Annotated in this window: 19 protein-coding genes; 5 read left to right on the top strand and 14 right to left on the bottom strand. The window is 70.1% G+C overall.

Annotation, left to right across the window (positions count from 1 at the left end; translation table 11 throughout):
• Positions 1-253: 253 nt before the first annotated feature.
• From ACZ43N_RS40945 to thyX, 3 genes are all read right to left on the bottom strand, one after another.
• Positions 254-1,939 (bottom strand): ribonuclease J, encoded by a 1,686-nt coding sequence (locus tag ACZ43N_RS40945; RefSeq protein WP_468104687.1) that lies wholly within the window; start codon positions 1,937-1,939, stop codon positions 254-256.
• Between the two features lie 169 nt (positions 1,940-2,108).
• A complete protein-coding gene (gene dapA / locus ACZ43N_RS40940) occupies positions 2,109-3,008 on the bottom strand; it encodes a 4-hydroxy-tetrahydrodipicolinate synthase (protein ID WP_468104685.1) in 900 nt (299 codons plus the stop codon).
• Positions 3,009-3,219: 211 nt separating this feature from the next.
• Complete coding sequence (thyX, locus tag ACZ43N_RS40935; protein WP_468104683.1) at positions 3,220-3,960, bottom strand: FAD-dependent thymidylate synthase; 741 nt, start codon at positions 3,958-3,960, stop codon at positions 3,220-3,222.
• 189 nt (positions 3,961-4,149) lie between these two features.
• Here thyX and ACZ43N_RS40930 point away from each other — a divergent pair, with 189 nt between their 5' ends.
• Positions 4,150-4,707, top strand: a complete 558-nt coding sequence (locus ACZ43N_RS40930; protein WP_468104681.1) for a hypothetical protein — start codon at positions 4,150-4,152, stop codon at positions 4,705-4,707.
• Between the two features lie 63 nt (positions 4,708-4,770).
• Here ACZ43N_RS40930 and ACZ43N_RS40925 read toward each other — a convergent pair whose 3' ends face one another.
• The 7 genes from ACZ43N_RS40925 to eccD all read right to left on the bottom strand — a co-directional run bounded on the left by ACZ43N_RS40925 (position 4,771) and on the right by eccD (position 13,471).
• Positions 4,771-5,226 carry a hypothetical protein gene (locus ACZ43N_RS40925; RefSeq protein WP_468104679.1) on the bottom strand — a complete coding sequence of 152 codons (456 nt, stop codon included), beginning with the start codon at positions 5,224-5,226 and terminating at the stop codon, positions 4,771-4,773.
• 16 nt (positions 5,227-5,242) lie between these two features.
• Complete coding sequence (gene dapB / locus ACZ43N_RS40920) at positions 5,243-5,995, bottom strand: 4-hydroxy-tetrahydrodipicolinate reductase (protein ID WP_468104677.1); 753 nt, start codon at positions 5,993-5,995, stop codon at positions 5,243-5,245.
• Between the two features lie 35 nt (positions 5,996-6,030).
• On the bottom strand, positions 6,031-7,410 hold the full coding sequence (locus tag ACZ43N_RS40915) for a M16 family metallopeptidase (RefSeq protein ID WP_468104675.1): 1,380 nt from the start codon (positions 7,408-7,410) through the stop codon (positions 6,031-6,033).
• The gene (locus ACZ43N_RS40910) at positions 7,407-9,626 is read right to left on the bottom strand and encodes a polyribonucleotide nucleotidyltransferase (RefSeq protein ID WP_468104674.1); all 2,220 of its coding nucleotides are present in this window, start codon (positions 9,624-9,626) and stop codon (positions 7,407-7,409) included. The genes ACZ43N_RS40915 and ACZ43N_RS40910 overlap by 4 nt, the downstream gene beginning before the upstream one ends.
• 350 nt (positions 9,627-9,976) lie before the next feature.
• On the bottom strand, positions 9,977-10,264 hold the full coding sequence (gene rpsO / locus ACZ43N_RS40905; RefSeq protein ID WP_030583699.1) for a 30S ribosomal protein S15: 288 nt from the start codon (positions 10,262-10,264) through the stop codon (positions 9,977-9,979).
• Positions 10,265-10,490: 226 nt separating this feature from the next.
• Positions 10,491-11,951 (bottom strand): outer membrane protein assembly factor BamB family protein, encoded by a 1,461-nt coding sequence (locus tag ACZ43N_RS40900; RefSeq protein ID WP_468104672.1) that lies wholly within the window; start codon positions 11,949-11,951, stop codon positions 10,491-10,493.
• A 14-nt stretch (positions 11,952-11,965) separates the two neighbouring features.
• Positions 11,966-13,471, bottom strand: coding sequence for a type VII secretion integral membrane protein EccD (gene eccD, locus ACZ43N_RS40895; protein ID WP_468104689.1), 1,506 nt, complete (start codon positions 13,469-13,471; stop codon positions 11,966-11,968).
• A gap of 321 nt (positions 13,472-13,792) precedes the next feature.
• On the opposite strand from eccD, the gene eccCa reads away from it, so the two are divergent.
• A complete protein-coding gene (eccCa, locus tag ACZ43N_RS40890) occupies positions 13,793-17,761 on the top strand; it encodes a type VII secretion protein EccCa (RefSeq protein WP_468104670.1) in 3,969 nt (1,322 codons plus the stop codon).
• 513 nt (positions 17,762-18,274) lie between these two features.
• Positions 18,275-18,601 carry a DUF397 domain-containing protein gene (locus ACZ43N_RS40885; RefSeq protein ID WP_468104668.1) on the top strand — a complete coding sequence of 109 codons (327 nt, stop codon included), beginning with the start codon at positions 18,275-18,277 and terminating at the stop codon, positions 18,599-18,601.
• A gap of 109 nt (positions 18,602-18,710) precedes the next feature.
• Here the strand turns inward: ACZ43N_RS40885 and ACZ43N_RS40880 are convergent, their stop codons facing one another.
• The 4 genes from ACZ43N_RS40880 to eccB all read right to left on the bottom strand — a co-directional run bounded on the left by ACZ43N_RS40880 (position 18,711) and on the right by eccB (position 22,484).
• Positions 18,711-19,019 carry a WXG100 family type VII secretion target gene (locus ACZ43N_RS40880; RefSeq protein WP_468104666.1) on the bottom strand — a complete coding sequence of 103 codons (309 nt, stop codon included), beginning with the start codon at positions 19,017-19,019 and terminating at the stop codon, positions 18,711-18,713.
• Between the two features lie 72 nt (positions 19,020-19,091).
• On the bottom strand, positions 19,092-19,433 hold the full coding sequence (locus ACZ43N_RS40875; protein ID WP_468104664.1) for a WXG100 family type VII secretion target: 342 nt from the start codon (positions 19,431-19,433) through the stop codon (positions 19,092-19,094).
• A 242-nt stretch (positions 19,434-19,675) separates the two neighbouring features.
• Positions 19,676-20,935, bottom strand: a complete 1,260-nt coding sequence (mycP, locus tag ACZ43N_RS40870; protein ID WP_468104662.1) for a type VII secretion-associated serine protease mycosin — start codon at positions 20,933-20,935, stop codon at positions 19,676-19,678.
• Between the two features lie 13 nt (positions 20,936-20,948).
• Positions 20,949-22,484, bottom strand: a complete 1,536-nt coding sequence (gene eccB / locus ACZ43N_RS40865; RefSeq protein WP_468104660.1) for a type VII secretion protein EccB — start codon at positions 22,482-22,484, stop codon at positions 20,949-20,951.
• Positions 22,485-22,679: 195 nt separating this feature from the next.
• Between eccB and eccE the strand changes: the two genes are divergently transcribed.
• Positions 22,680-24,017, top strand: coding sequence for a type VII secretion protein EccE (gene eccE, locus ACZ43N_RS40860; protein ID WP_468104658.1), 1,338 nt, complete (start codon positions 22,680-22,682; stop codon positions 24,015-24,017).
• Positions 24,014-24,835 (top strand): hypothetical protein, encoded by an 822-nt coding sequence (locus ACZ43N_RS40855; protein ID WP_468104656.1) that lies wholly within the window; start codon positions 24,014-24,016, stop codon positions 24,833-24,835. Before eccE ends, ACZ43N_RS40855 begins: the two co-directional genes overlap by 4 nt.
• Positions 24,836-25,026: the final 191 nt, after the last annotated feature.

The following is a 25,026-nucleotide window of genomic DNA, read 5'->3' as shown; positions in this document are numbered from 1 at the left end:
TGCGTTTCCGACTCTATCAGATCTTTTTCCGATCCGATTTCCTCGGTGCTTTCCAGGTTCTCGCTTTCGCGTTTCCCTTTCCGGCGGTTCCGACTTTATCAGAAGTTCTGAGTCGGGATTTCCGCCCGGTCCGGGTGGCTCCTGGCGCACAGTTGCGCCGGGTTCCCCCCTGGGCGGAGCCGTAAACGTACTGGAGCGGGGCGCCCCGATGCAAATCGAGGAGCCCCGCTCCAGTCGGAGAGCTGACGAGCGGTCAGACCTCAACCACCACAGGGAGGATCATCGGCCTGCGTCGGTACGTGTCCGAGACCCACTTGCCCAACGTGCGGCGGACGAGTTGTTGCAGCTGGTGGGGCTCGACGACCCCGTCCTGCGCCGAACGCTCCAGGACTTCGGTGATCCTCGGGACGACATCGCCGAAGGCCGAGTCCTCGATGCCGGAGCCGCGGGCCTGGATGTGCGGACCGCCGGTGATCTTGCCGGTGGAGGCGTCCACGACCACGAAGACGGAGATGATCCCCTCGTCACCGAGGATCTTGCGGTCCTTCAGGGCCGGCTCGCCGACATCGCCCACCGAGAGGCCGTCGACGTAGACGTAACCCGCCTGGACCTTGCCGGAGATCTTGGCCTTGCCCTCGACCAGGTCGACGACGACGCCGTCCTCGGCGATGACGATGCGGTCGTGCGGGACACCGGTCATGGCGCCGAGCTCGGCGTTGGCTCGCAGGTGGCGCCATTCGCCGTGGACCGGCATCAGGTTCTTCGGGCGGCAGATGTTGTAGAAGTACAGCAGCTCGCCGGCCGAGGCGTGTCCGGAGACATGGACCTTGGCGTTGCCCTTGTGGACGACGTTGGCGCCCCAGCGGGTCAGGCCGTTGATGACGCGGTAGACCGCGTTCTCGTTGCCGGGGATCAGCGACGAGGCCAGGATCACCGTGTCGCCCTGGACGATGCGGATCTGGTGGTCCCGGTTGGCCATCCGGGACAGGGCCGCCATCGGTTCGCCCTGGGAGCCGGTGCAGACAAGGACGATCTCGTGGTCGGGCAGGTCGTCGAGTGTCTTGACGTCCACGACCAGGCCCGGCGGGACCCGCAGATAGCCCAGGTCCCTGGCGATGCCCATGTTGCGGACCATCGAACGGCCGACGAAGGCGACCCGGCGGCCGTACTCGTGGGCCGCGTCCAGGATCTGCTGGATGCGGTGGACGTGGCTGGCGAAGCTGGCCACGATGATGCGCTTGCGGGCGCCGGCGAAGACCTGACGCAGGACGTTGGAGATGTCCCGCTCGTGCGGGGTGAAGCCCGGGACCTCGGCATTGGTCGAGTCGGAGAGAAGGAGGTCGATGCCTTCCTCGCTCAGCCGTGCGAACGCGTGGAGATCGGTCAGACGGCTGTCCAGCGGGAGCTGGTCCATCTTGAAGTCACCGGTGTGGACGACCATGCCCGCGGGGGTGCGGATGGCGACCGCCAGGGCGTCCGGGATGGAGTGGTTGACCGCGACGAACTCGCAGTCGAAGGGGCCGATGCGCTCGCGGTTCCCCTCCGCCACCTCAAGGGTGTACGGGCGGATGCGGTGCTCCTGGAGCTTGGCCTCGATGAGGGCAAGGGTCAGCTTGGAGCCGATCAGCGGGATGTCGGGCTTCTCGCGCAGCAGATACGGGACACCACCGATGTGGTCCTCGTGTCCGTGCGTGAGGACGATGCCCTCGATGTCGTCGAGGCGGTCCCGGATGGACGAGAAGTCCGGCAGGATCAGGTCGATTCCGGGCTGCTCCTCCTCGGGGAAGAGCACTCCGCAGTCGACGATCAGCAGTCGGCCGCCGTACTCGAAGACGGTCATGTTCCGGCCGATCTCGCCGAGACCACCCAGCGGGGTGACCCGCAGGCCACCTTCGGGAAGGGGCGGGGGCGAGCCCAGTTCAGGATGCGGATGACTCAAAAGACTCTCCTCACCACGCGCGCCACGTGCCTCTGTGGCACGTGGCGCGCGTGACGTTCGTGCATAAGCAGTTGTGTATGGGGATGCAGGCACTCGCGTCCTGCGTATTCAGTTGTGAAGTCGGGTGCCGCACTGTGCGATGCCAGGTCGCGCCGCGCGAAGTCTGGTATTAGAGCTGTACCCCGCCGGCAGCAAGATCGATCTTGAGCTGGGCGGTCTCCTCGGGCGAGAGCTCGACCATGGGGGCGCGCAGCGGTCCGGCGGGCAGGCCCTGGAGGGCGAGCGCCGCCTTGGTGGTCATCACGCCCTGGGTGCGGAACATGCCGGTGAAGACCGGGAGCAGCTTCTGGTGGATCTCGGTGGCCTTGTGGACGTCACCGGAGACGTACGCCTCGACCAGAGCGCGCAGCTCAGGGGTGACGACATGGCCGACGACGGAGACGAAGCCGACCGCGCCCACGGAGAGCAGCGGCAGGTTGAGCATGTCGTCGCCGGAGTACCAGGCGAGGCCCGAGCGGGCGATGGCCCAGCTGGCGCGGCCGAGGTCGCCCTTGGCGTCCTTGTTGGCGACGATGCGCGGGTGCTCGGCGAGCCGGACGATCGTCTCGGTGTCGATCGGCACGCCGCTGCGGCCCGGGATGTCGTAGAGCATGACCGGGAGGGCGGCAGCGTCGGCGATGGCCTTGAAGTGGCGGTACAGGCCCTCCTGCGGGGGCTTGTTGTAGTACGGCGTGACGACGAGGAGGCCGTGGGCGCCGACCTGCTCGGCGGCGCGGGCCAGCTCGATGCTGTGGTGGGTGTCGTTCGTGCCGACGCCGGCGATGATGTGGGCGCGGTCGCCCACGGCTTCCAGTACGGCTCGTACGAGGTCCGATTTCTCCGCGTCACTGGTGGTGGGGGACTCGCCGGTGGTCCCGTTGATGACCAGGCCGTCGTTGCCTGCGTCCACCAGGTGCGTGGCGAGCCGCTGCGCGCCGTCGAGGTCGATTGCGCCGTCCGCCGTGAAAGGCGTGACCATGGCGGTGAGGACCCGCCCGAAGGGGGTCTGCGGAGTCGAGGTCGGAGCCATGGGTAACACGCTACTCGTTGCTCAGGGCACGGTCTGCCCTCGGGGGCCGGGAAAAGTCAGGACAAATGCGGAGCCCGGCACTGCCTGCTCGGGGGTTCAAGCAGTGCCGGGTCCGTTTGATCAGGCTAGATGAACTTCGCGAAATGCCGCAATACGGACACTTCGCTCGGCTGACCCGTACATCTGTGCCTGGCCGAAACGCATCTGTCGATCAAGGAGCGACGCGGCCGTTGGCATTGAAGGCGGCGTAGGTCAGCGGCATGAGCTCGGCCCAGGCGGCCTCCATCTTCTCGCCGACCATCTCGATCTCGCGCTGCGGGAAGGACGGCACCTTCGCGAGCTCGTGCTGGGTGCGCAGGCCGAGGAAGTGCATCAGCGAGCGGGCGTTGCACGTGGCGTACATCGAGGAGAAGAGCCCGACCGGCAGCACCGCGCGGGCGACCTCGCGCGCCACCCCGGCGGCGAGCATCTCCTGGTACGCCTCGTACGCGTGGACGTACGAGTCCTCCATGACCCGGCCGACCAGCTCCTGCTGCGCCTGGGTGCCCTCGACGAAGACGTACTTACCGGGGCGGCCCTCCTGGACGAGCTTGCGGGCCTCGTCGGGGATGTAGAAGACGGGCTGGAGCTCCCTGTAACGGCCGCTTTCCTCGTTGTAGCTCCAGCCCACCCGGTGACGCATGAACTCGCGGAAGACGAAGATCGGGGCACTGATGAAGAAGGTCATCGAGTTGTGCTCGAAGGGGCTGCCGTGACGGTCCCGCATGAGGTAGTTGATGAGGCCCTTGGAGCGCTCCGGGTCCTTCTTCAGCTCGTCCAGGGACTGCTCGCCGGCGGTGGAGACGCGGGCGGCCCACAGCACGTCGGAGTCGGAGGCGCTGTGCTTGACCAGCTCGACGGTGACATCGCTGCGGAAGCTGGGCTTGAGATCGTCGGCGGGGCTGTCGGTCACGGCTCGGATGGTCCTTCCCATTGCTGCTCTCGGGCGGCGCCCACTCTACGGCCCGGCACCGACAACGGGCAGGATGGCCCGACTTGTGCCCCCTTGTTCCCCCGTCGGCCCTCCGAGAGTGGTGGGCCCGTGTCCCGCTCGGTAGCCTCACCCGGCACAAGCTGTGCGTGGATCGAGTGAGGATCAGCCGTGCCCCTGCCCTTCCTGACCGCCGATCGCGCCTTCGACCAGGCGGTGGACGAGGCGTTGCCGTTCGACGACCGTGACCGCTGGCGGCGGCCCTACCGGCCCGGCCCGTGGCGGGTCGGCGCGGCCGCGCTCCTGCTGCTGCTCGCGTCGTACGTGCTGGTCGCGGCGGTCATCATCGCGGCGGCCGGGACGCCGCAGGCGGGCGCGGTCTGTCTCGGAGCGGCGCTGTTGATCATCGCCTGCGCCTTGCGGCTGCTGCGGGTCGGCATCTGGGTGAGTGCGCGGGGCGTGCGTCAGGTGGGCTTCTTCCGGACGCGTACGGCTTCCTGGGAGCCAGGCATCTCGGTGCGCACCGTGCAGCAGCCGGTGCGGTGGCTCGGGCTGCCGCGGTCCGTGCAGGGGCAGGCACTGCTGCTCGTGCGCAGGGACCGTGTGCAGGAGTATGTGACGCCGCTGATGACCACCCACAACGCCGACTTCCTGGCGCGTACGGAGGCCTTCGACCGGGCGGCCGACACGATCGAGGCGTGGGCGGCGGAGTACGGGCGTGCCGCGTAGTCGGCCGAACGGGTGAGGGGCCGGTCCGCGCGTGCGGATCGGCCCCTCACCCGTGTGCGGGCGTCAGGCGGCCTGGACCGGCCTGCCGTCGTGGAGCGCGATGGCCCGTTGCATCGCCTTGCGGGCCCGTGGAGTGTCGCGGGCGTCGTGGTACGCGACGGCGAGGCGGAACCAGGTGCGCCAGTCGTCGGGGGCGTCTTCCGTCTCCGCCTTGCGCTGTGCGAAGACCTCGTCGGCCGAGGCGCGGTCGATGCGGCCGCTCGGGGTGCGCTTCAACTCGTCGACGGGCAGGCCGCCCTCGGCGTCGAGTTCGGCGGCGAGCTGGTTGGCCTTGTGGACGAACTGGGTGTTCTTCCACAGGAACCAGACGCCGATCGCCGGCAGGACGAGGACGGCGACGCCGAAGGCGATCGTGATCGGGGTGCCGGTCTCGATGAGCATGACCCCACGGCTGCCGACCAGGACGAAGTAGACGACCAGGACGGCTGCCGTGACGGCGTAGGTGATCTTCGCGCGCATGGTGGGTTCCGGCCGATCAGCCCAGGTCGAGGAAGTGTTCGAGGCCGAAGGTGAGGCCCGGGGTCTGCACCACGCGGCGGGCGCCGAGCAGGATGCCCGGCATGAAGCTGCTGTGGTGCAGGGAGTCATGGCGGACCGTCAGGGTCTCGCCCTCGCCGCCGAGCAGCACCTCCTGGTGGGCGAGCAGGCCCCTCAGCCGTACGGCGTGGACGGGGACACCGTCGACGCTGGCGCCCCGAGCGCCGTCCAGGGCGGTCACGGTGGCGTCCGGCGCCGGGGCGGTGCCGGCGGCGCGGCGGGCCTCGGCGATGAGCTGGGCCGTGCGGGTGGCGGTGCCGCTCGGGGCGTCGACCTTGTTCGGGTGGTGCAGCTCGACGACCTCGACGGACTCGAAGTAGGGCGCGGCGATCTGGGCGAACTTCATGGTGAGGACGGCCCCGATGGAGAAGTTGGGCGCGATGAGCACGCCTGTCTCCGGGGAGCCGTCCAGCCAGCCCTTGAGCTGCGCGAGGCGCTCGTCCGTCCAGCCCGTGGTGCCGACGACCGCGTGGATGCCGTGGCGGACGCAGAAGTCGAGGTTGTCCATGACGGAGGCGGGGGTGGTCAGCTCGACGACGACCTGGGCGCCCTGTTCGGCGAGGGTCTCCAGCTTGTCGCCCCGACTCAGGGCGGCGACCAGTTCCATGTCCTCGGCGGCCTCGACGGCCTTCACCGCCTCGGAGCCGATACGGCCCTGGGCACCGAGGACCGCCACGCGCAGCTTGCTCATCTGTCCTGCTTCCTTCTGGGGGCCTTGTGGGAGGGTCAGGCGACGGTGTCGTGGAGTCGGGACGCCTGTTTGTCCTTGAGCGGGCCGATCACCGACAGGGAGGGGCGCTGCCCGAGGACCTCGCGAGCCACGGCGCGGACCTCGTCCGGTGTCACCATGGCGATCCGGGTCAGCATCTCGTCGACGGACATCTGCTCGCCCCAGCACAGCTCGCTCTTGCCGATGCGGTTCATGAGCGCGCCGGTGTCCTCCAGGCCGAGGACGGTGGAGCCCTTCAGCTGGCCGATGGCCCGGTCGATCTCCTCGTCGGGCAGTCCGTGCTCGGCGACCTGGTCCAGCTCGTCGCGGCAGATCTTGAGCACGTCGTGGACCTGGGAGGGGCGGCAGCCGGCATAGACGCCGAAGAGGCCGCAGTCGGCGAAGCCGGAGGTGTACGAGTACACGCTGTAGGCGAGGCCGCGCTTCTCCCGGACCTCCTGGAAGAGGCGGGAGGACATGCCGCCGCCGAGCGCGGTGTTGAGGACGCCGAGGGCCCAGCGGCGCTCGTCGGTGCGGGCGAGGCCGGGCATGCCGAGGACGACATGTGCCTGCTCCGTCTTGCGGCCGATCAGTTCGACACGGCCGGCCGTGCGGAGGCTGCGGCGGCCCTCGCGCGGGGCGATCGGGGTGGCGTCGGTGCGGGTGAGGGCGCCCGCCTTCTCGAAGGCCGCGCGGACCTGCCGTACGACCTTGTTGTGGTCGACGTTGCCCGCGCAGGCGACCACGAGGTGGGTGGGGTCGTAGTGCCTCTTGTAGAAGCGGCGGATGCGGTCGGCGGTGAGGGCGTTGACCGTGTCGACCGTGCCGAGGACGGGGCGGCCGAGGGGGGTGTCGCCGAACATGGTGTGCGCGAACAGGTCGTGCACACAGTCGCCCGGGTCGTCCTCGGTCATCGCGATCTCTTCGAGGATGGCGCCGCGTTCGACGTCGACGTCCTCCTCACGGATCAGCGAGCCGGTGAGCATGTCGCAGACGACGTCTATGGCGAGGGGCAGGTCGGAGTCGAGCACCCGCGCGTAGTAGCACGTGTACTCCTTCGCCGTGAACGCGTTCATCTCGCCGCCGACCGCGTCGATCGCGGACGATATGTCGAGCGCGCTCCGGCGGGACGTGCCCTTGAAGAGCAGGTGCTCCAGGTAGTGCGTGGCGCCGTTCAGGGCGGGTGTCTCGTCGCGGGAGCCGACGTGGGCCCAGATGCCGAAGGTGGCGGAGCGCACGGACGGCAGGGTCTCGGTGACGATGCGCAGGCCGCCCGGGAGGGTGGTCTTGCGGACCGTGCCGATGCCGCCGACGCCCTTGATCAGGGTTTGGGTACGGGCGACGGCCCGCGCCTCCGTGGAGGTGCGGGCCGTCGCCCTGGAGCTACGCGACGTCACTTGTCGGCGTCGTCCTTCTTGTCCTCAGAGCCTTCCTCGCCCTCGATCACGGGGATGAGGGAGAGCTTGCCGCGGGAGTCGATCTCGGCGATCTCGACCTGGACCTTCTGGCCCACTCCGAGGACGTCCTCGACGTTCTCCACGCGCTTGCCACCGGCGAGCTTGCGGATCTGCGAGATGTGCAGCAGACCGTCCTTGCCCGGGAGCAGCGACACGAACGCACCGAAGGTCGTCGTCTTCACGACGGTGCCCAGGTAGCGCTCGCCGACCTCCGGCATGGTCGGGTTGGCGATGCCGTTGATCGTGGCGCGGGCGGCCTCGGCGGCCGGGCCGTCGGCGGCACCGATGTAGATGGTGCCGTCGTCCTCGATCGTGATCTCGGCGCCGGTGTCCTCCTGGATCTGGTTGATCATCTTGCCCTTGGGGCCGATGACCTCGCCGATCTTGTCGACCGGGATCTTCACGGTGATGATCCGCGGGGCGTTCGGGGACATCTCGTCCGGCGTGTCGATCGCTTCCATCATCACGTCGAGGATGTGGAGGCGGGCGTCACGGGCCTGCTTGAGGGCGGCGGCCAGGACGGAGGCCGGGATGCCGTCCAGCTTGGTGTCGAGCTGGAGGGCGGTCACGAACTCCTTGGTGCCGGCGACCTTGAAGTCCATGTCGCCGAAGGCGTCCTCCGCACCGAGGATGTCGGTGAGGGTGACGTAGTGCGTCTCGCCGTCGATCTCCTGGGAGATCAGACCCATGGCGATACCGGCGACGGGTGCCTTCAGCGGCACACCGGCGTTCAGCAGCGACATGGTGGAGGCGCACACCGAGCCCATGGACGTCGAGCCGTTGGAGCCGAGGGCCTCGGACACCTGACGGATCGCGTAGGGGAACTCCTCGCGGGTCGGCAGGACCGGGATCAGGGCGCGCTCGGCGAGGGCGCCGTGACCGATCTCGCGGCGCTTCGGGGAGCCGACGCGGCCGGTCTCGCCGGTGGAGTACGGCGGGAAGTTGTAGTTGTGCATGTAGCGCTTGCGCGTCACCGGGGAGAGGGTGTCGAGCTGCTGCTCCATGCGGAGCATGTTGAGGGTGGTGACGCCCAGGATCTGGGTCTCGCCACGCTCGAACAGCGCGGAGCCGTGCACGCGCGGGATGGCCTCGACCTCGGCGGCGAGCGTACGGATGTCCGTGACGCCGCGGCCGTCGATGCGCTTCTTCTCCTTGATGACGCGCTCACGGACCAGGGACTTGGTCAGCGAGCGGTACGCGGCGGAGATCTCCTTCTCGCGGCCCTCGAACTGCGGGAGCAGCTTCTCGGCGGCGAGCGCCTTGACGCGGTCCAGCTCCGTCTCGCGCTCCTGCTTGCCGGCGATGGTGAGCGCCTGGGCGAGCTCGTCCTTGACGGCGGTCGTCAGGGCCTCCAGGACGTCGTCCTGGTAGTCGAGGAAGATCGGGAACTCGCCGGTCGGCTTGGCGGCCTTCGACGCGAGGTCGGACTGGGCCTTGCACAGGACCTTGATGAAGGGCTTCGCGGCGTCCAGACCGGCGGCGACGACCTCCTCGGTCGGCGCCTCGGCACCGCCCTGGACCAGCTTGATGGTCTCCTCGGTGGCCTCGGCCTCGACCATCATGATCGCGACGTCGCCGTCCTCCAGGACACGACCGGCGACGACCATGTCGAAGACGGCGGCCTCCAGCTCGGAGTGGGTCGGGAAGGCCACCCACTGGCCGTTGATCAGCGCGACGCGGACGCCGCCGATCGGGCCGGAGAAGGGCAGGCCGGCCAGCTGCGTGGACGCGGACGCGGCGTTGATCGCGACGACGTCGTACAGGTGGTCGGGGTTGAGGGCCATGATCGTGGCGACGACCTGGATCTCGTTGCGCAGGCCCTTCTTGAAGGAGGGGCGCAGCGGGCGGTCGATCAGCCGGCAGGTGAGGATGGCGTCCTCGGAGGGACGGCCCTCACGGCGGAAGAAGCTGCCGGGGATCTTGCCGGCGGCGTACATCCGCTCCTCGACGTCCACCGTGAGGGGGAAGAAGTCGAGCTGGTCCTTGGGGTTCTTGGAGGCGGTGGTGGCCGACAGCACCATGGTGTCGTCGTCCAGGTAGGCGACGGCGGAGCCGGCGGCCTGGCGGGCCAGGCGGCCCGTCTCGAAGCGGATGGTGCGGGTGCCGAAGGAGCCGTTGTCGATGACGGCCTCGGCGTAGTGGGTCTCGTTCTCCACTAGCGTATTCTCCGTTACTTTGTCGTCTTTTGTCCCGCGCTGTCCGTGTGACAGGGGGACGGTGGCGGAGAAGCGCTCCGTGCGGTCGGGCCGGTCTTCGATCGAAGCACCCGGGGTTCGCTGCCCCGGGGGCCACTACCGAGGACCGGCGGCGGCTTTGGTGCGCTTCTCCTCGTTCGGTCGCGTACGGTCACCCTTTCACGGGTGCCCTCACGCTTCGTACATATGGCGTTGTGCTACCACACTACAAAGGGGTGGTGACACTCCGCACGTTCCCGCACGTGCGGTCCGTATGTACGGCAAAGGGAGCGGCCCCCGATCGTTTCGGGAACCGCTCCCTTCACGGCGTCTTACTTGGCGCCGGCCGCACCGCGGCGGATGCCGAGGCGGTCGACCAGCGTACGGAAGCGCTGGATGTCCTTCTTGGCGAGGTACTGCAGCAGACGGCGGCGCTGACCGACCAGGATCAGCAGACCACGACGGGAGTGGTGGTCGTGCTTGTGGGTCTTGAGGTGCTCGGTCAGGTCCGAGATACGGCGCGAGAGCATCGCGACCTGGACCTCGGGGGAGCCGGTGTCGCCCTCCTTGGTACCGAACTCGGCGATGATCTGCTTCTTCGTAGCGGCGTCGAGCGACACGCGATACTCCTTCTGAGTCTTGTCGATGCCACCGAGCGCCCCTGGTCTTCGTCTCAGGGGAACTTCTGGAGCTCGGGTGGCGGGATCCGTCGGCGCTGCCTCGTGGAGTCCTTGGAGGAGTCCGCAGGGTGCGCACACAGACGGCCGTCACACAGCGTACCAGTACGCAAGGACGGTCCTGCCCGGGGCCCGGCCTCCCCGTCCGGGCGGAGACGCCGGCCCCGGCTCAGCGGGAGAGGGCGACGCTCTCGTAGCCGATCGCCACGGTGGCGTTCTCGCCGACCTCGCCCTTCTTGTCCGGGCCGTGCAGGGTCTGGGTGGCGAAGTAGATCCGGCCGTCCTCGTAGACGATGTCGTCCTCCTCGGGGTCGCCGACCTCGACGAGGTCCAGGTCACCGCCGAGGAGCAGCAGGGGTGTCTCCTCACGGGTCCCCGGGTCGAGGCTGACCACCGCGGCGGGCGAGAGGTCACCGGACTCGCGGTACGCGATGAGCTTGCCGCCGCTCATCCGCAGCGGGTGCATGGGGCGCCCCGGCAGGGAGTCGAACTTGAAGACGGTCCGGCCGGTGCCGAGGTCGTAGGCGACGATGTCGTCGTCGGTCGTGATGTACAGCTGCTTTTCGCTCACGACGACGGTGCCGCACGACTCGACGACCCCGTTGAAGGTCTCGGTGCAGTTGACGACCTGGTGGTCGCGCTTGGGCTGGATGGAGGCACGGGCCTTGCCCCGGTCGTCGAGGGAGATCAGGTCGGTGACCGCGAAATCACCCGCCTGGACGGCGATGACCGCCGGTTCGGAGGAGATCAGATACACCGTGTTGACGCCGGGAGCGACCTTGTAGGTCCACCGCGACTTCCCGGTGCGGGCGTCGACCTTCTCCACCCGGAACTCGGGGTCGCCCGAGTCACCGCACTGCCGGAGCGCGATGAGGCCCTTGCCGCCGGCGAAGCCGGTGTCCTCGCACGCGGACGGCGTGGTGTCGGCCCACAGGCGCTTGCCGGTGGTCATGTCGTAGGCCGCTGAGCCCTGGCCCCAGCTGACGAGGACCGCGCCGTCGGTCATGGTGACGTTGACGGACATGGCGTTGCCGTCGCCGGGCAGCTTCACGTCCCACTTCTTCTCGCCGGTGTCGATGTCGAAGACGGTGAGCCGGTCGCAGGGCAGCGTCATCGCGGTCTCGGTGGCGTCCGCGTCCGGGTCGGGCCTGTGTCCCGGATGCACGACCGCCGTCCAGCCCGCAACGCTGACGTGGCGGGTCACCGCGCACAGCGGGGCCGGGAAGCGGAGCTTGTACAGGTCGTCGCTGTCGTCACCCGGGGCGAAGCCCTGGATGTAGTCGCCGATGCCCTTGGCGAAGACCTTGTCGGTGGCCCAGGTGCCGAGGGCCGAGACGTCCTTGCCGACGGTCTTCATCTCCTCGACGAGGTAGAGGGACCGTCCGCCCTCGGGCGACGCGGGTTTCTTCTCCACGGTCTCGCGTATCGCGTCCGGCGCCTGCCGGGCGGCCACCGGACGCGCGTCCGACCGGGCCCGGTCGGCCCCCGAGGAGAGCCCCCAGATGCCCGCGGCGAGCAGGACGACCGCGCCGGCGGCGGCGCCGAGGACCTGGAGCCGGCGGAGCCTTCGGCGACGCTCGGCCTCCAGGGTGGAGGCGGTGTACGGGGAGTGGGAGGGGTCGGTGCTCACGATGTGGCCCCCGGTCAGCCGGTCATGGCGCGGGCGGCGCCGTAGACGTCGAAGACGGCCAGGGCCAGCGGGATCAGCGTCAGCAGGACGAAGCCTTCGAAGATCTCCAGGAAGCGGCCCCAGAAGGGGGTGAGGCCGCTGCGGGGGACGATCAGGCCGATGGCGGTGATCAGCGCGGCGAGCGCCGCGATGGCGACGACGAGCCAGACGGTGCGGATCTCCAGGGCCGTACGGTCGTCGGCGAGGGCCTCGCGGATCACCGAGTGCGGCGGGTTGAGGGCCAGCCCCAGACCCAGCAGCACGAGGGAGCCGAGGCCCGCGGCGAGGCAGGCGCCGACCTGGGCGGTGTAGCGGAAAAGCTGGGCGCGCATCAGGAGGGCGACGCCGGCCGCGAACGCGAGCAGTTGCCCCCAGACGTCGTCGGAGAAGCCCAGGACGGCGGCGGAGGCGACGGCGAGCAGGGCACAGCCGCCGACGAGACCGACCAGCAGTTCGTGGCCGCGCCGGGCCCGGGCCTCGATACGGGCCAGGTCGACCGGTTCCTGCGGGGCGGGGTCGCCGCCGTACGCACCGCGGCCGGTGCTCGGGGGCTCGTAGCCGATGGGGAGGCGGGCGAACCGCATGGACATGCCGGGCAGGAAGGCCAGGGTCATGACGGCGAGGGGGGCGCACAGGGCGGCGATCCGGGTGGGCGTCCAGTTCAGGAGGATCGCGACGAACACCGTGAGCATGGCGACGGCCGAGGCGAACACGCAGGCCACGAACGGGCCGTCGCCGCGCGGTGAGCAGACGGTCAGGACGACGGAGGCCACGAGCACCGCCGCGCAGCCGAGCAGGAACTGCAGCTTGCCGATGCCCTGGCCGTCGGTGAGCGGGAGGAGCCCGGACCCGCCGACCCCCGTGTTCACCAGGGCGCCGACCCCCAGGGCGACGGCGGAGGCGCGGTCGTCGTAGACCCGGGCGCGGACGGCGGCGAGGGCGACGAGGACGACGCCGGCCACGGCCGCGAGGATGCCGATCCGGCTGTGCATGTCGTGCCGCGGATCGGCGGTCCAGACGACGAAGGCGAGCAGGACGGGCAGGACGCCGCCGCCGACCAGGCCGGCGGCGCGCGTCAGGTCTCCGCTCCACAGCCGGTGGTCGCGGGTGACGGCGGCGGCCACCGCTTCGGAGACGTCGTCGAAGACGGCCGGGGGCAGCGAGTCGGCGAAGGGCCGCAGAGTGAGAAGTTCGCCGTCGAGAATGCGCTGTGCGGCGAAGGAGCGGGCGCTGTCGAGGACCGTGCCGTCGCGGCGCACGAGGTGGTAGCCGACCGGGGCACCCTCGGCGGGGCTCTGCCGGGAGAGCCTGAGGATCTCCGGGTAGAGGTCGGCGACCGGCACGTCGTCCGGCAGGGCCACGTCGATGCGGCTGTCGGGCGCGACGATGGTGACCCGGCAGAAGCCCAGTCCCGTCCCGGCCCCGGCAGGGGCTCCCTGGCCGGGCCCACCGGCTCCGGCTGCCGTCGCGGAGGCCGTCATGCTCACCTGCTGCTCCCCCTCGGTGTTGGTTCCGCGTCTGCGGTGTGAAGGTCCTGCGCCACTTCCCCCGGGCCGTCCCGCGGGTGGTCCGGCGGGACGGCGGGCAGGGGTCGATGCGGTCGGCCGCTGGTGTCCGGGCGGCTCCGCATCGCGCGGATTGCCCTGTTTCGCCGACCTGATTCGCGTGTGCTCACGCGAATCAACCGGCACCCTACCGCCCGTCGGTGTGAGGGGAAGTCAGTAGGATCACGCGGCGGCCCGCGTCCGCCCGACACGGGGCGGCGGACGGAACTCCGGGTCCGGCAAGGGAATTGGTGAGCGGTGAGCCAGATCGTTGTGAAGCGTCCACCGAGGGCGCTGCCGTCCGAGGTGCCGACCAACGAGGTCGTCCTGCAGCCTCCGCCGGAGTTGCCGCGCGGCCAACAGGAGAGTGTGCTCCTGCAGTTGCTGCCCACCCTCGGCATGGGTGGCTCGGTGGTCTTCTTCTTCACGAGCGGCCAGCCGTTCATGAAGGTGATGGGCATGGTGATGATCGCGTCGACGATCGCCATGTCCGTCGCGATGGTCATCCGCTACCGCCGGGGTTCCCAGACGCAGTTGGCGGACATCCGCCGTGACTATCTGCTGTACCTGTCGCAGGCCCGGCGTTCCGCCGTCGAGACGGCCAGGAAGCAGCGCGACGCCCAGTACTACCTGCACCCCTCCCCCGACCAGCTGTGGGCGCTCGTCGCGGAGGGCAGCCGGCTGTGGGAACGGCGGCCGGGTGACGAGGACTTCGCGCAGGTGCGCATCGGTCTCGGTCCGCAGGCCCTCGCCACCCCCCTGATCGCCCCGGAGACCGCGCCGGTCGAACAGTTGGAACCGCTGACCGCGGGGGCGATGCAGCGCTTCCTCGCCACGCACGACACCCTCGACGACCTGCCGATGGCAGTGTCACTGCGCGCCTTCTACCACGTCACCCTGGGCGGTGAACCGGAGTCCGTACGGTCCTCGGTGCGTGCCCTGACCGGCTCTCTGGCCTCCCTGCACTCGCCGGCGGACCTGATGATCGTGGTCATGGCCGGGCGGGAGGCCCTGCCGCACTGGGAGTGGGCCAAGTGGCTGCCGCATGTGCAGGCGCCGGGTGCCGTGGACGGCGCCGGCAGCCGCCGGCTCATCGGCAGCGATCCCCGCGACCTGGAGGACCTGCTGGCGAGCCGCCTCACCGGCCGCCCCCGCTTCCACCCCGGTGCGGCGCCGCTTCCCGAGGAACCGCACATCGTCGTCGTGCTCGACGGTGTTTCCCTGCCGCCGGACTCCGTCCTCGCCTCCGCCGAGGGACTGCAGGGCGTGACCGTCGTGGAGGTCGTTCCCGGCGAGCCGGGCGGCGCCCGCGGTGACCTCTCCGTCCTTGTGCACCCCGGATCGCTGCACCTGGAGTCCGGGCACGGTCTGGTCTACGAGGGCGTGCCCGACGCGTTGTCGTACGAGTCGGCCGAAGCGCTGGCCCGGCAGTTGGCGCCGCTGCGCATGGCCTCGGGCGGGGACGACGACGAACCGCTGCTGGCCAACCTGGAGTTCACGGACCTGCTGGGTCTCGGGGACGCGGCGTCGGTGGACACGGCCCGGACCTGGCGGCCGCGTGCACTCGCCGAGCGGCTGCGGGTGCCGATCGGTGTGGGCGAGGACGGCCGGCCTGTGATGCTCGACCTGAAGGAAGCCGCGCAGGAGGGCATGGGACCGCACGGTCTGTGCGTCGGCGCCACGGGTTCCGGCAAGTCGGAGCTGCTGCGCACGCTTGTGCTCGGCCTCGCGGTCACGCACTCCTCGGAGACCCTGAACTTCGTCCTCGCGGACTTCAAGGGCGGTGCGACCTTCGCCGGTATGGCGCAGATGCCGCATGTCGCGGCCGTGATCACCAACCTGGCCGACGATCTCACCCTGGTCGACCGCATGGGCGACTCCATCCGGGGCGAGCTCAACCGCCGCCAGGAGATGCTGCGCGACGCGGGGAACTACGCCAACATCCACGACTACGAGAAGGCGCGCGCGGCGGGCGCTCCGCTCCAGCCGATCCCCTCGCTGGTGCTGGTGATCGACGAGTTCAGCGAACTGCTCACCGCGAAGCCCGACTTCATCGAGATGTTCGTGCAGATCGGCCGGATCGGGCGGTCGCTGGGCGTGCATCTGCTGCTCGCGTCGCAGCGTCTGGAGGAGGGGCGGCTGCGGGGCCTGGAGACGTACCTCTCCTACCGCGTCGGTCTGCGGACCTTCTCCGCCGCCGAGTCGCGGGCCGCGCTGGGTGTGCCGGACGCGTACGAGCTGCCGAACGTGCCGGGTTCCGGGTTCCTGAAGTTCGGCACGGACGAGATGGTGCGCTTCAAGGCGGCGTACGTGTCCGGGGTGTACCGCTCGGGCGCGGCGGGCGCGGGCGCCCCGGGCGGGCCGCTGCCGGTGGACCGGCGGCCGGTGCTGTTCACAGCGACAGAGGTGCCGGTGCGCTATGCGGCGGTGCCTCGGCCCCGTACGGAGCCCACGTCGGACACGGACGACGCGCTGGCCGACACGGTGCTGGACGTGATCGTGCGGCGGCTGGAGGCGCAGGGCCCGGCGGCGCACCAGGTGTGGCTGCCTCCGCTGGACAGCCCGCCGTCGCTGGACGGGCTGCTGCCCGGGCTCACTGCGGTGCGGGGCCGGGGTCTGACCCAGCCGGGGTACGAGGGCGCGGGCCGGCTGGTCGTCCCGGTCGGCATCGTGGACAAGCCGTTCGAGCAGCGGCGTGATCCGCTGTGGGTGGACTTCTCCGGTGCGGCGGGCCATATGCAGATCATCGGTGGCCCCCAGTCAGGCAAGTCGACGCTGCTGCGCACCCTGATCTCGTCGTTCGCGCTCACGCACACGCCGTACGAGGTGCAGTTCTACGGGCTGGACTTCGGCGGTGGCGGCATGTCGGCGGTGGCCGGTCTGCCGCATGTGGGCGGGGTCGCCTCGCGGCTGGACCCGGAGAAGGTGCGGCGTACGGTCGCCGAGGTGTACGGCGTGATGACGCGCCGGGAGGAGTACTTCAGGTCGCAGGGCATCTCGTCGATGGCGGAGTTCCGGGCCCGGCGCGCCCGGGGCGACATCGCGGTCTCGGACCAGCCGTGGGGGGACGTCTTCCTCGTCATCGACGGGTGGGGCAACTTCCGTACGGACTACGAGGGTCTGGACGCGGTGGTCCTGGACATCGCGGCGCGGGGCCTCGGGTACGGCATCCACCTGGTGCTGGCCGCGTCCCGTTCGATGGAGGTCCGCTCGAACCTCAAGGACCACATCATGAACCGCCTGGAGCTGCGGCTCGGTGACCCGATGGACTCCGAGATCGACCGCAAGGTCGCGGTGAACGTGCCGACGGGGGTGCCGGGGCGTGGTCTGTCGCCGCAGAAGCTGCACTTCATGGCGGCGGTGCCACGGATCGACGGGCTCACCTCCGACACCGATCTGGCGGACGCCACGGCCGCGCTGGCCACCGAGGTCGCGCGGCACTGGGAGGCGCCGGGTGCGCCGGAGGTCCGGTTGCTGCCCCGGAGGGTGCCGGTGGAGCAGTTGCCGCCGGGCGATCGCTTCCCCCGGCAGGGCGTCGCGTTCGGGCTCGACGAGGACAACCTGGAACCGGTCTTCGTGGACTTCGAGCAGGACCCGTTCTTCCTGGTCTTCGGCGAGAGCGAGTCGGGCAAGTCGAATCTGCTGCGGCTGCTGGTCAAGCAGCTCACCGAGCGCTACTCCGGGGACACCTGCAAGCTGTTCGTGGTCGACAACCGCCGGTCCCTGCTGGATGTCACTCCGGCGTCCCACCTGGCGGAGTACATCCCGATGTCCAACGCCATGGACCACCACATGACGGCACTCGCGGACCTGATGAAGCGGCGCACGCCCACCGCCGACGTGACCGCGCAGCAGTTGCGGGACCGGAGCTGGTGGCGCGGGCCGACGGTGTACGTGGTCATCGACGACTACGACCTCGTGTCGACGTCGAGCGGCAACCCGCTGAGCGGTCTCACCGAGCTCCTGCCGTTCGCCCGGGACGTCGGTGTGCGGTTCCTCATCGCCCGCTCCACGGCGGGCGCGGGGCGGGCGTCGTACGAGCCGTTCATGCAGCGGATGAAGGAACTCGGCGCACAGGGTGTCGTCCTTGCGGGTGATCCGGGGGAAGGTGACCTCCTCGGCGGTGTCCGGCCTCGCCCGATGCCCGCGGGCCGGGGAATCTTCGTGTCACGGCGCCGCGGCAAGCCGCTGATCCAGACCGGTCTGCTGCCGGAGGAGACCCCCTGACGGGAGTCTCTGCGTCGTCCTGAGCCGCGCCCGGTTCCGCTGGAAGAACCCGACGTCCACCAGCGGATCCAGGCCGGGTGGAACGAGTCGGGGAGGAAGTCGGGCGTGGCGGGGGACGAGTGGGAGCAGCTGAAGTCGCGGGCCGCGGAGCGCCAGTCGGCCGGGACGCGGCTGAACCAGCTGGAGCCCGGTGGCGGTGCTCCGGCGCCCGGGAGGTAGGGGGTCTCAGGGCCTGTCAGGCCGGCCCGGCGCGCCTCGGGGCACCTCGGAGCACCTCGGAGCACCTCGGAGCACCTCGGAGCACCTGAGTGTGGTCGTCCATCTCAAGCGGCCGGGAGACGCCGACCGATCCGTACTGCGTACACATCTGATCGGTTTGGCCAAGAACGCCGCCGTCTTCGCTCACCGGAAGGCCCCCTGCGACAGCCCTCGGAAGTGAGGGACCGACCGGCGACCCCAGGCAGTAGGGTGGCTCGCACGGTTCGTTCGCACGTCAGGAAGGTTTTCATCAGGATGACCGACGCACCGGACACCGAGGTCGGCGCCCAGGCCGAGGATGTGAAGGCTCGCAAGGAGCGGGAGAAGAACGAGCTGTACGCCCTGGACATCTCCGGGGTGGAGTGGCACTCCGCGCCCGGTACGGAGGAGCACGAGGAGCGGGTGGAGATCGCCTACCTGCCGGAGGGTGCCGTCGCGATGCGGTCGTCGCTCGACCCCGACACGGTGCTGCGGTACACCGAGGCCGAGTGGCGGGCGTTCGTACTCGGTGCGCGGGACGGGGAGTTCGACCTGGAGCCGGCGCCGCACAACGGCGGGCTCACCGTGGATGCGGCCGAGTAGAACCGAACAGAGCTGCCTTGGACCGTCGCTCCGTCAGGCCATGGAGCACAGCTGACAGACCACAGCAGGCGGGTGGACCTGGACGCGCCCACCCGCCTGCTGGGTCGGGTCACAGGAAGTAGCTCGCGCCCTTGAGGTCGCCGCCGCGGTAGTCACCGCCGGCGTCGCCGATCCGGTGGCCGATGGCCATGAGCGCGTCGCGGATGCCGTTGGCGTGGGTGTCCCAGTCCTTGTGCTGGGTCTTGAAGGCCTCGTGGGCCTCACCGCCCCAGCCTTCGGCGATCTTCTCGACATCGGCCTTGAGGGCCTGGATCTGGCTCTCGAAGTCGCGGGCCAGGTTGCCGAGTTCGGTGGTGAGCGCGTCGAGCGTGCCGTACTTGACGGCAAGGTCCTGGTAGTCGCCGTTGACGTTCGTCATGACTGCCTTTGTCTCCTTGGTGGTTCGGGCCGAGGTCCGTGGGCCGGTTGCCGGTGCCGGTCGCCGCCGTGACTAGTAGCTGCTGAGGGCCGAGGTCTTGCCGCCCAGGTCCTGGACGTCGATCTGGGTGATCTGCTGGTGGAGCGCGTCCTCCAGCTTGTCCTTGTCCTTGCGGTTGAGGTTCACGCCCTCGAGGACCTTCTCCAGCATGCGGCCGAGCGCCACCACGTGGTCGTTGATCTCGGTCTGCTTCTTGTCGAAGGCCATGGCGCCCTGACCCGTCCAGTTCTTCTCGATCATGTCGATCGTGCCCTGGAGACGGCCGAGGAGCTTCTTGATGTCGTCGTAGCGGTCGATGATCCCCTTCTCCAGCAGCCAGACGCTCTCACTGTTGAGCTTCCGCCCGTCCGTCATGTCTCGCACTCCCTTTCCTGAACTGTGGTCGTGGCCTTCACATCGATGCCATCGATGGGTGCGCGCTCTGTCGGGAGACCTCGGTCGCACTGCGTACGCGGACTGCGTGCGTTCCCCACTCGATGACCACTGTAGTCACTGTGTAAATCGCATCCAACTGGAGTTTGTGAGAAGTCAGTTACGAAAGGGGCGTTGCATCGGCGAGTGACCGCGCAGGCCCTTTGCTTCCCCAAATCCCGATGTCACCGGAGCCTGTCGGCGCGGCGGCGTACGTCACGCACCACCACGGCGGTGCCGGCGATGAGCGCGGCCAGGACGGCCGTCGCGCCGAGGGCGTAGGTGGCGTAGCGCTCACTGCGTTCCTGCGGGGTCTCGCCGAGTTGGAGCTCGGCGGCCGTCGGCGCCTCCGCCTCACTGAGGCCCTCTCGGGGGTCGGGGGACTCGATCGGCTGGTCGTCGTCCGTGAGAGCGCGGACCGGGTCGACGACTCCCCAGCCGACCCGCTGGTCGTGGCCCGCGAAGGAGCGTTCGGCGGTCTGCTCGATCTGGGCGACGATCCGGCGTCCGGTCCACGTGGGGTGCTTGGCCTTGATGAGGGCGGCGACCCCCGCCACGTAGGGGGCGGAGAAGCTGGTGCCGTTGTCGGAGCAGTGCCCGCCCTTGGGGACCGTGGAGATGATGTCGACACCGGGGGCGGCGACCCCGACGAAGTCCCCGGACTGGGAGAAGGGGGCTCGTTCGTTGTTGCGGTCCGAGGCGGCGACGGCGAGGACCCCCTCGTACGACGCGGGGTAGGTCTTCTTGTCGTTGCCTCCGAGGCCGTCGTTGCCGGCCGACGCGACCACCACGATGTTCCGTTCCAGGGCCGCGTCGATCGCCCGGCGGAGGGACTCGTCCGGCTCGACCGCGTTCGCCGTGTCCTGGGAGATGTTGATGACGTCGGCCTTCTTGGCCATGGCGTGGTCGATCGCCTGCACCAGCGTCTTCGTGGTGCCGTGGCCCTCCGCGTCGTTCTGCTTGATGGGGATGATGGTCGCCTCGGGGGCCAGGCCCACGAACCCCGTGCCCTTGACGGGACGGGCCGCGATGATGCCGGCGACGCGTGTGCCGTGGCCGACCGTGTCCGTGGTGCCGTTCGCCTTGCCGCGGTCGATGGGCCGGCCCTTGTCGTCCTTCCGGGGCAGGTAGTTGGCGCCGCTGGAGGCGTCGACGGCGTCCTTGAGCTGCTCGTTCCGGACGTCGACGCCCGTGTCGATCACCGCGACCCGTACGCCTCTGCCCTTCGACTGGCTCCACAGTTCGTCAAGGAGGACGCGCTGGAGGGACCAGGGGCGGCCCTCGTACTTCTTGTTGCCGAAGCCGCACTGGTCGGGGGAGGCCGCGGCCGCGGGCGTCGCCATCACCGCGCCGGCGAGGACGAGCGCGGCGGTCGTCGCGGCGGAGGCGCGGACGAGCCGACCGCAAGGGGACGAGATGGCCGCCGGGTGGCTTTCGTATCGCATGAAGGACTCCCCCTCACGATCCCTGCGGCTGACGCGCGTCCGCCGTCGACAGCCGGGGCCCCGTCGGCAGGAAGACGGACCACTCGGCCGGGATCACGGCCGGGTCCAGGTCGCCGTAGCCGAGGCGGACCTGGGCGAGCTGCGCCTCGTTCTGGAGCCGTTTGCGCTCCTCCTTCGTGATGCCGATGCCCGCGTCGTCCCCGGCGCCGTCCGCGTTGGACTGCATGGCGTAGCGCAGACCGGTGTCGGTCACCAGGAAGACGCTGCCGGCCTTGGTCTCCTCGCCCTGGAACTGGCGGTAGAGCTGGCCGGAACCGGGGGTGACGTAGGCGCTGGAGGAGCCGGTGGCCAGCGTCGCGGGGAAGTCGGTGCCGGCCCACGTGCTCAATGTGGTGACACCGTTCTTCTCGTTGACGTCACGCAGGACGTTGCAGACCGTGCCGCGGCCCCCGCCGCCCTCCGAGGCGTCGTTGACGGTCTCGGGACGCAGGGTCGGCCACTTCCTGTCGGCCTCGAACGGCTTTCCCGGGTCGATCGACCCGGTGCTGACCCTGCGCGCCTCGTCCGCCTGGCCGAGGGGAACCAAATCCTCACTCGCCAGGAGCAGTTTGGCGACGAACGCGGAGACCGGCGCGACCCGGTCCGGGAGCACCACGTAGTACCGCAGCTCGTCCCCGTCGCCCGCCATCAGGACCATGCCGACTTTCTTGACGTCGTCCTCCAGCAGACCGGGGACATCCGCCGGGGCACCCGGTCGTCCGTCGATCTTCGGGAAGGTGATCGGGTCACCCGGGTGGAGGGTTTCGAGCCATTCCCGGCTCACCCGCTGGGGTGTGCGACTCGACCCGATGACGGTACGCACCAGCACTTTGTCGGTGCCGTCCACCTTGTAGGCGGTGCCGCCCGCGTCCACGACATAGCGGGTTCCGTCCGGGCCCACCACGTTGAGGAGTTCGCCGCCGCGCAGCTTGTTCCGGCCCTCGGTCCTGTTCATGTCGCGAGAGGCGAGGACGAACGCCGCCTTCTGGATGGCCCTGCCGCCCGGGCCCGGCCGTTCGCACACCGCCCAGCGCTTCTCGGCACCCGCCTCCTCCGCGGAGGGCAGCCGGTCGGGGGCGTACGGGATGCCGATCGTCACACCGTGCGGGATGTCGCCCTTGTCGAGGACGGACTCGTCGACGGTGACGACCTCACCCTTCCCGGTGGCGAGCAGCAGCTTGGCGGAGGCCATGTTGAGGACGGGGTGGAGCTGGGTCTTCTTGCCGGTCCTGCTCTCGGTCTCCAGGACGACGTACCGGGTGGTGGACTTGCTGGCGATGATCACCTTCTCGCCGGGCTTGTCCCAGTCCTTCGGCGCCGTCGGCTTGAACATCCCCCACGCCCCGAAGGCGGCGACGATGACGACTCCGACGATCGTGCCGGGCAGGACGGCGCGCAGCGGGCGCGGTGCTCCCTCGTCCGAGCCGTCGGGGGACGACTGGAGGAAGGACGCGAGCATACGGCGCTTCGCGAAGGTGTAGGCGTTGAGCTGGTCCCGCCGAGATACCATGTGTGCCTGAATCTCCCCGTGTCTCGCCCTGATTGGCGCTCGGGGGTCACCGTCCCCCGCCCTCCGTTGTCAGACCGGCCCCCTACTATGCCTGGTACGGGGACGACTCTGTGGAGCGGGTAGGGTACCTGGGTCTTCCTGAGGCTTGTGTGCCAGGGAAATCGCAGTGAGTTGTGAGCAGAACGGGGGGATGGAGTGAGGGTTTCCGGAGCGTCGACCCGGTCGCGTGACCGGTCGCGGACACGGGGCTCCTCGGACCCCGCGGCGCGCCCTGCGGGGCAGCCGTCCGCTCCAGGTGTGACGCCCGTCCCGCAGGGCGCGGTGCAACTGAGTCTTCGTCCACGGCAGTCGGGGTCGTTCCGCTTGCAACGGATCGTTCTGCTGGAAATCGCCGTCGCGGTCCTGCTGGTCGGCTGGGCGGTGGGTCCCCTGGCCCTGATCCCAGCGGGCATCGTCGCCGTCCTGCTCGTCCTGCCCGCGGTGGTACGCCGCAGGGGGCGCTCGCTGCCCGAATGGCTGGCCACGGCAAGGGGGTTGAGGGCGCGGCAGAAGAAGGCTGCGGCGTCGGTGATACGGCCGGGGACCGAGCCCGGCCTCGCGCCCGCCGTCGAGTGCGACCCGAGTCTGCGGACGTACGCGTACGGCGGCCGGGAGCGTCGGCCCGTCGGCATCATCGGGGACGGCACCTTCGTGACGGCCGTCCTCCAGGTCGAGGCGGACGTGACGGCGCTGCGCGCCGAGCGGAGCCGGCAGCCGTTGCCGTTGGGGCTGGTGCGGGATGCGCTGGAGGTCGACGGCATCCGGCTGGAGGGGGCGCAGGTCGTGCTGCACACCCAGCCGGCGCCCGCGATACAGCTGCCCCAGCAGTCGGTGGCCGTCAGCAACTACGCGCCGTTGCAGGCCCAGACGGGCGCTCCCGCGGTCCGTATCACCTGGATCGCCCTGAAGCTCGACCCCGAACTCTGCCCGGAGGCCGTCGCGATGCGCGGGGGCGGTCTCGTGGGCGCCCAGAAGTGCGTCGTACGGGTCGCCGACCACCTGGCCAGCCGGCTGACCGGTGCCGGATTCCGGGCGACGGTGCTCGACGAGGAGGAACTGGTCGCCGCCATTGCCACCTCCGCCTGCGCCAATCCGCTGGTGACGGCCGAGGCGGGGCGTACGGACACGCCGCAGCGGCGGACCGAGGAGTCAGGGCGGAGCTGGCGGTGCGACAACCGGCGGCACACCACCTACTGGGTGCGTCGCTGGCCTCAGTTGGGCGGTCAGGGACCCTCGTTCCCCCAGCTCGTGGGCGCGCTGACGGCCGTGCCCGCGCTCGCCACCACCTTCAGTCTGACCCTGAGGCGCGGGGACCGGCAGGAAGTGACGCTCACCGGGCACCTCCGGGTGACGGGACGCGGCGACGACGAACTCGTCGCCGCCCGCCGCGCGTTGGAGCAGGCCGCCCGGGATGCGGGCACCGGGCTGGCCCGGCTCGACCGCGAGCAACTGCCGGGTGTGCTCGCCACTCTGCCCCTCGGGGGTGCTAGGTGACGGCCATGACCGGTACGGGTTCGCAGCCGCCGAGTTCGTATCCGCCTGGTTCACCGATTGGTTCGCCATCGGGCCGGCCCGCGAACGGGCCTTCCGTCGGGGAGCGGGTGCGTGAGCGGGTTCGCTCCGGACTCGGCCTCATCGGGCCCCGGCACGGGCGGCACACGCTCTCCGCCGAGCAGATCGACTCACTCGCGCTGCCCATCGGTGACGACGGGGTCGTCATAGGGGTGGACGCCGAGGGACAGCCCGCCGTGCTGGGCGTCAACCGGCCCACGCCGTACGACGTCGTCCTCATCGGCGGCCTGTGGACCGCCCAGGTCCTCGCCCTGCGCGCGGCGGCGACGGGGGCGCGCGTCGCCGTGGAGACCGGGCGGGCGCAGCTGTGGATGCAGATGGTGCACGCCATGGGCGGCGGGCAGAACGGCATGACCGTCTACGACGTGGGCCGGGTGCCCCCGCAGGGCGCCTCGGCGGGCAACCCCGTCCTGGTCGTGCGGGACTGCGGTATGCGGCCGCCGCGCGGCCGGGTGGTCTCCGGGCCCTGGCAGTCGGTGCTGACGCTGCTGCCGTATCTCAGCCCGGTGGCCCCTCGGCTCATCCGCCAGGCGCGGCTGGTCGGCGTACAGCGGGTCTCGCCGGACGAGGCCGCCCAGTTGGGGCGCACGATGGCACTGCCCCGGGCGGACGTGGAGTCGCTGCCGACGCTCGCCGACGGCGTCACACTGTGGTGCGCCGACCGCGACCGGCAGTACGTGATGACGCAGCCGACCGACGCGGAGACGGGGTTGTTGGGCACGCCCCGACGGATGGACTGAGGGCACGCGCCCGGTCGGTCGCGTGAGAGGTGGGGATGTCAGCTCCGGGCAGGGGTTGACGGAACGGGCGCGCGCGGAGGGGCGGGCGGGCCTGCCGTCGTCACGCTCGTGGTGATTAGGCTGGGACCGGGGGCGCACACCACGACGTTCAGGACGACACGGCTCGAACGACGAGAACGGTCGGCCCCGGT

This window comes from Streptomyces sp. NPDC030814 (assembly GCF_055572155.1).
This window is presented reverse-complemented; position numbering and strand designations above follow the sequence as displayed.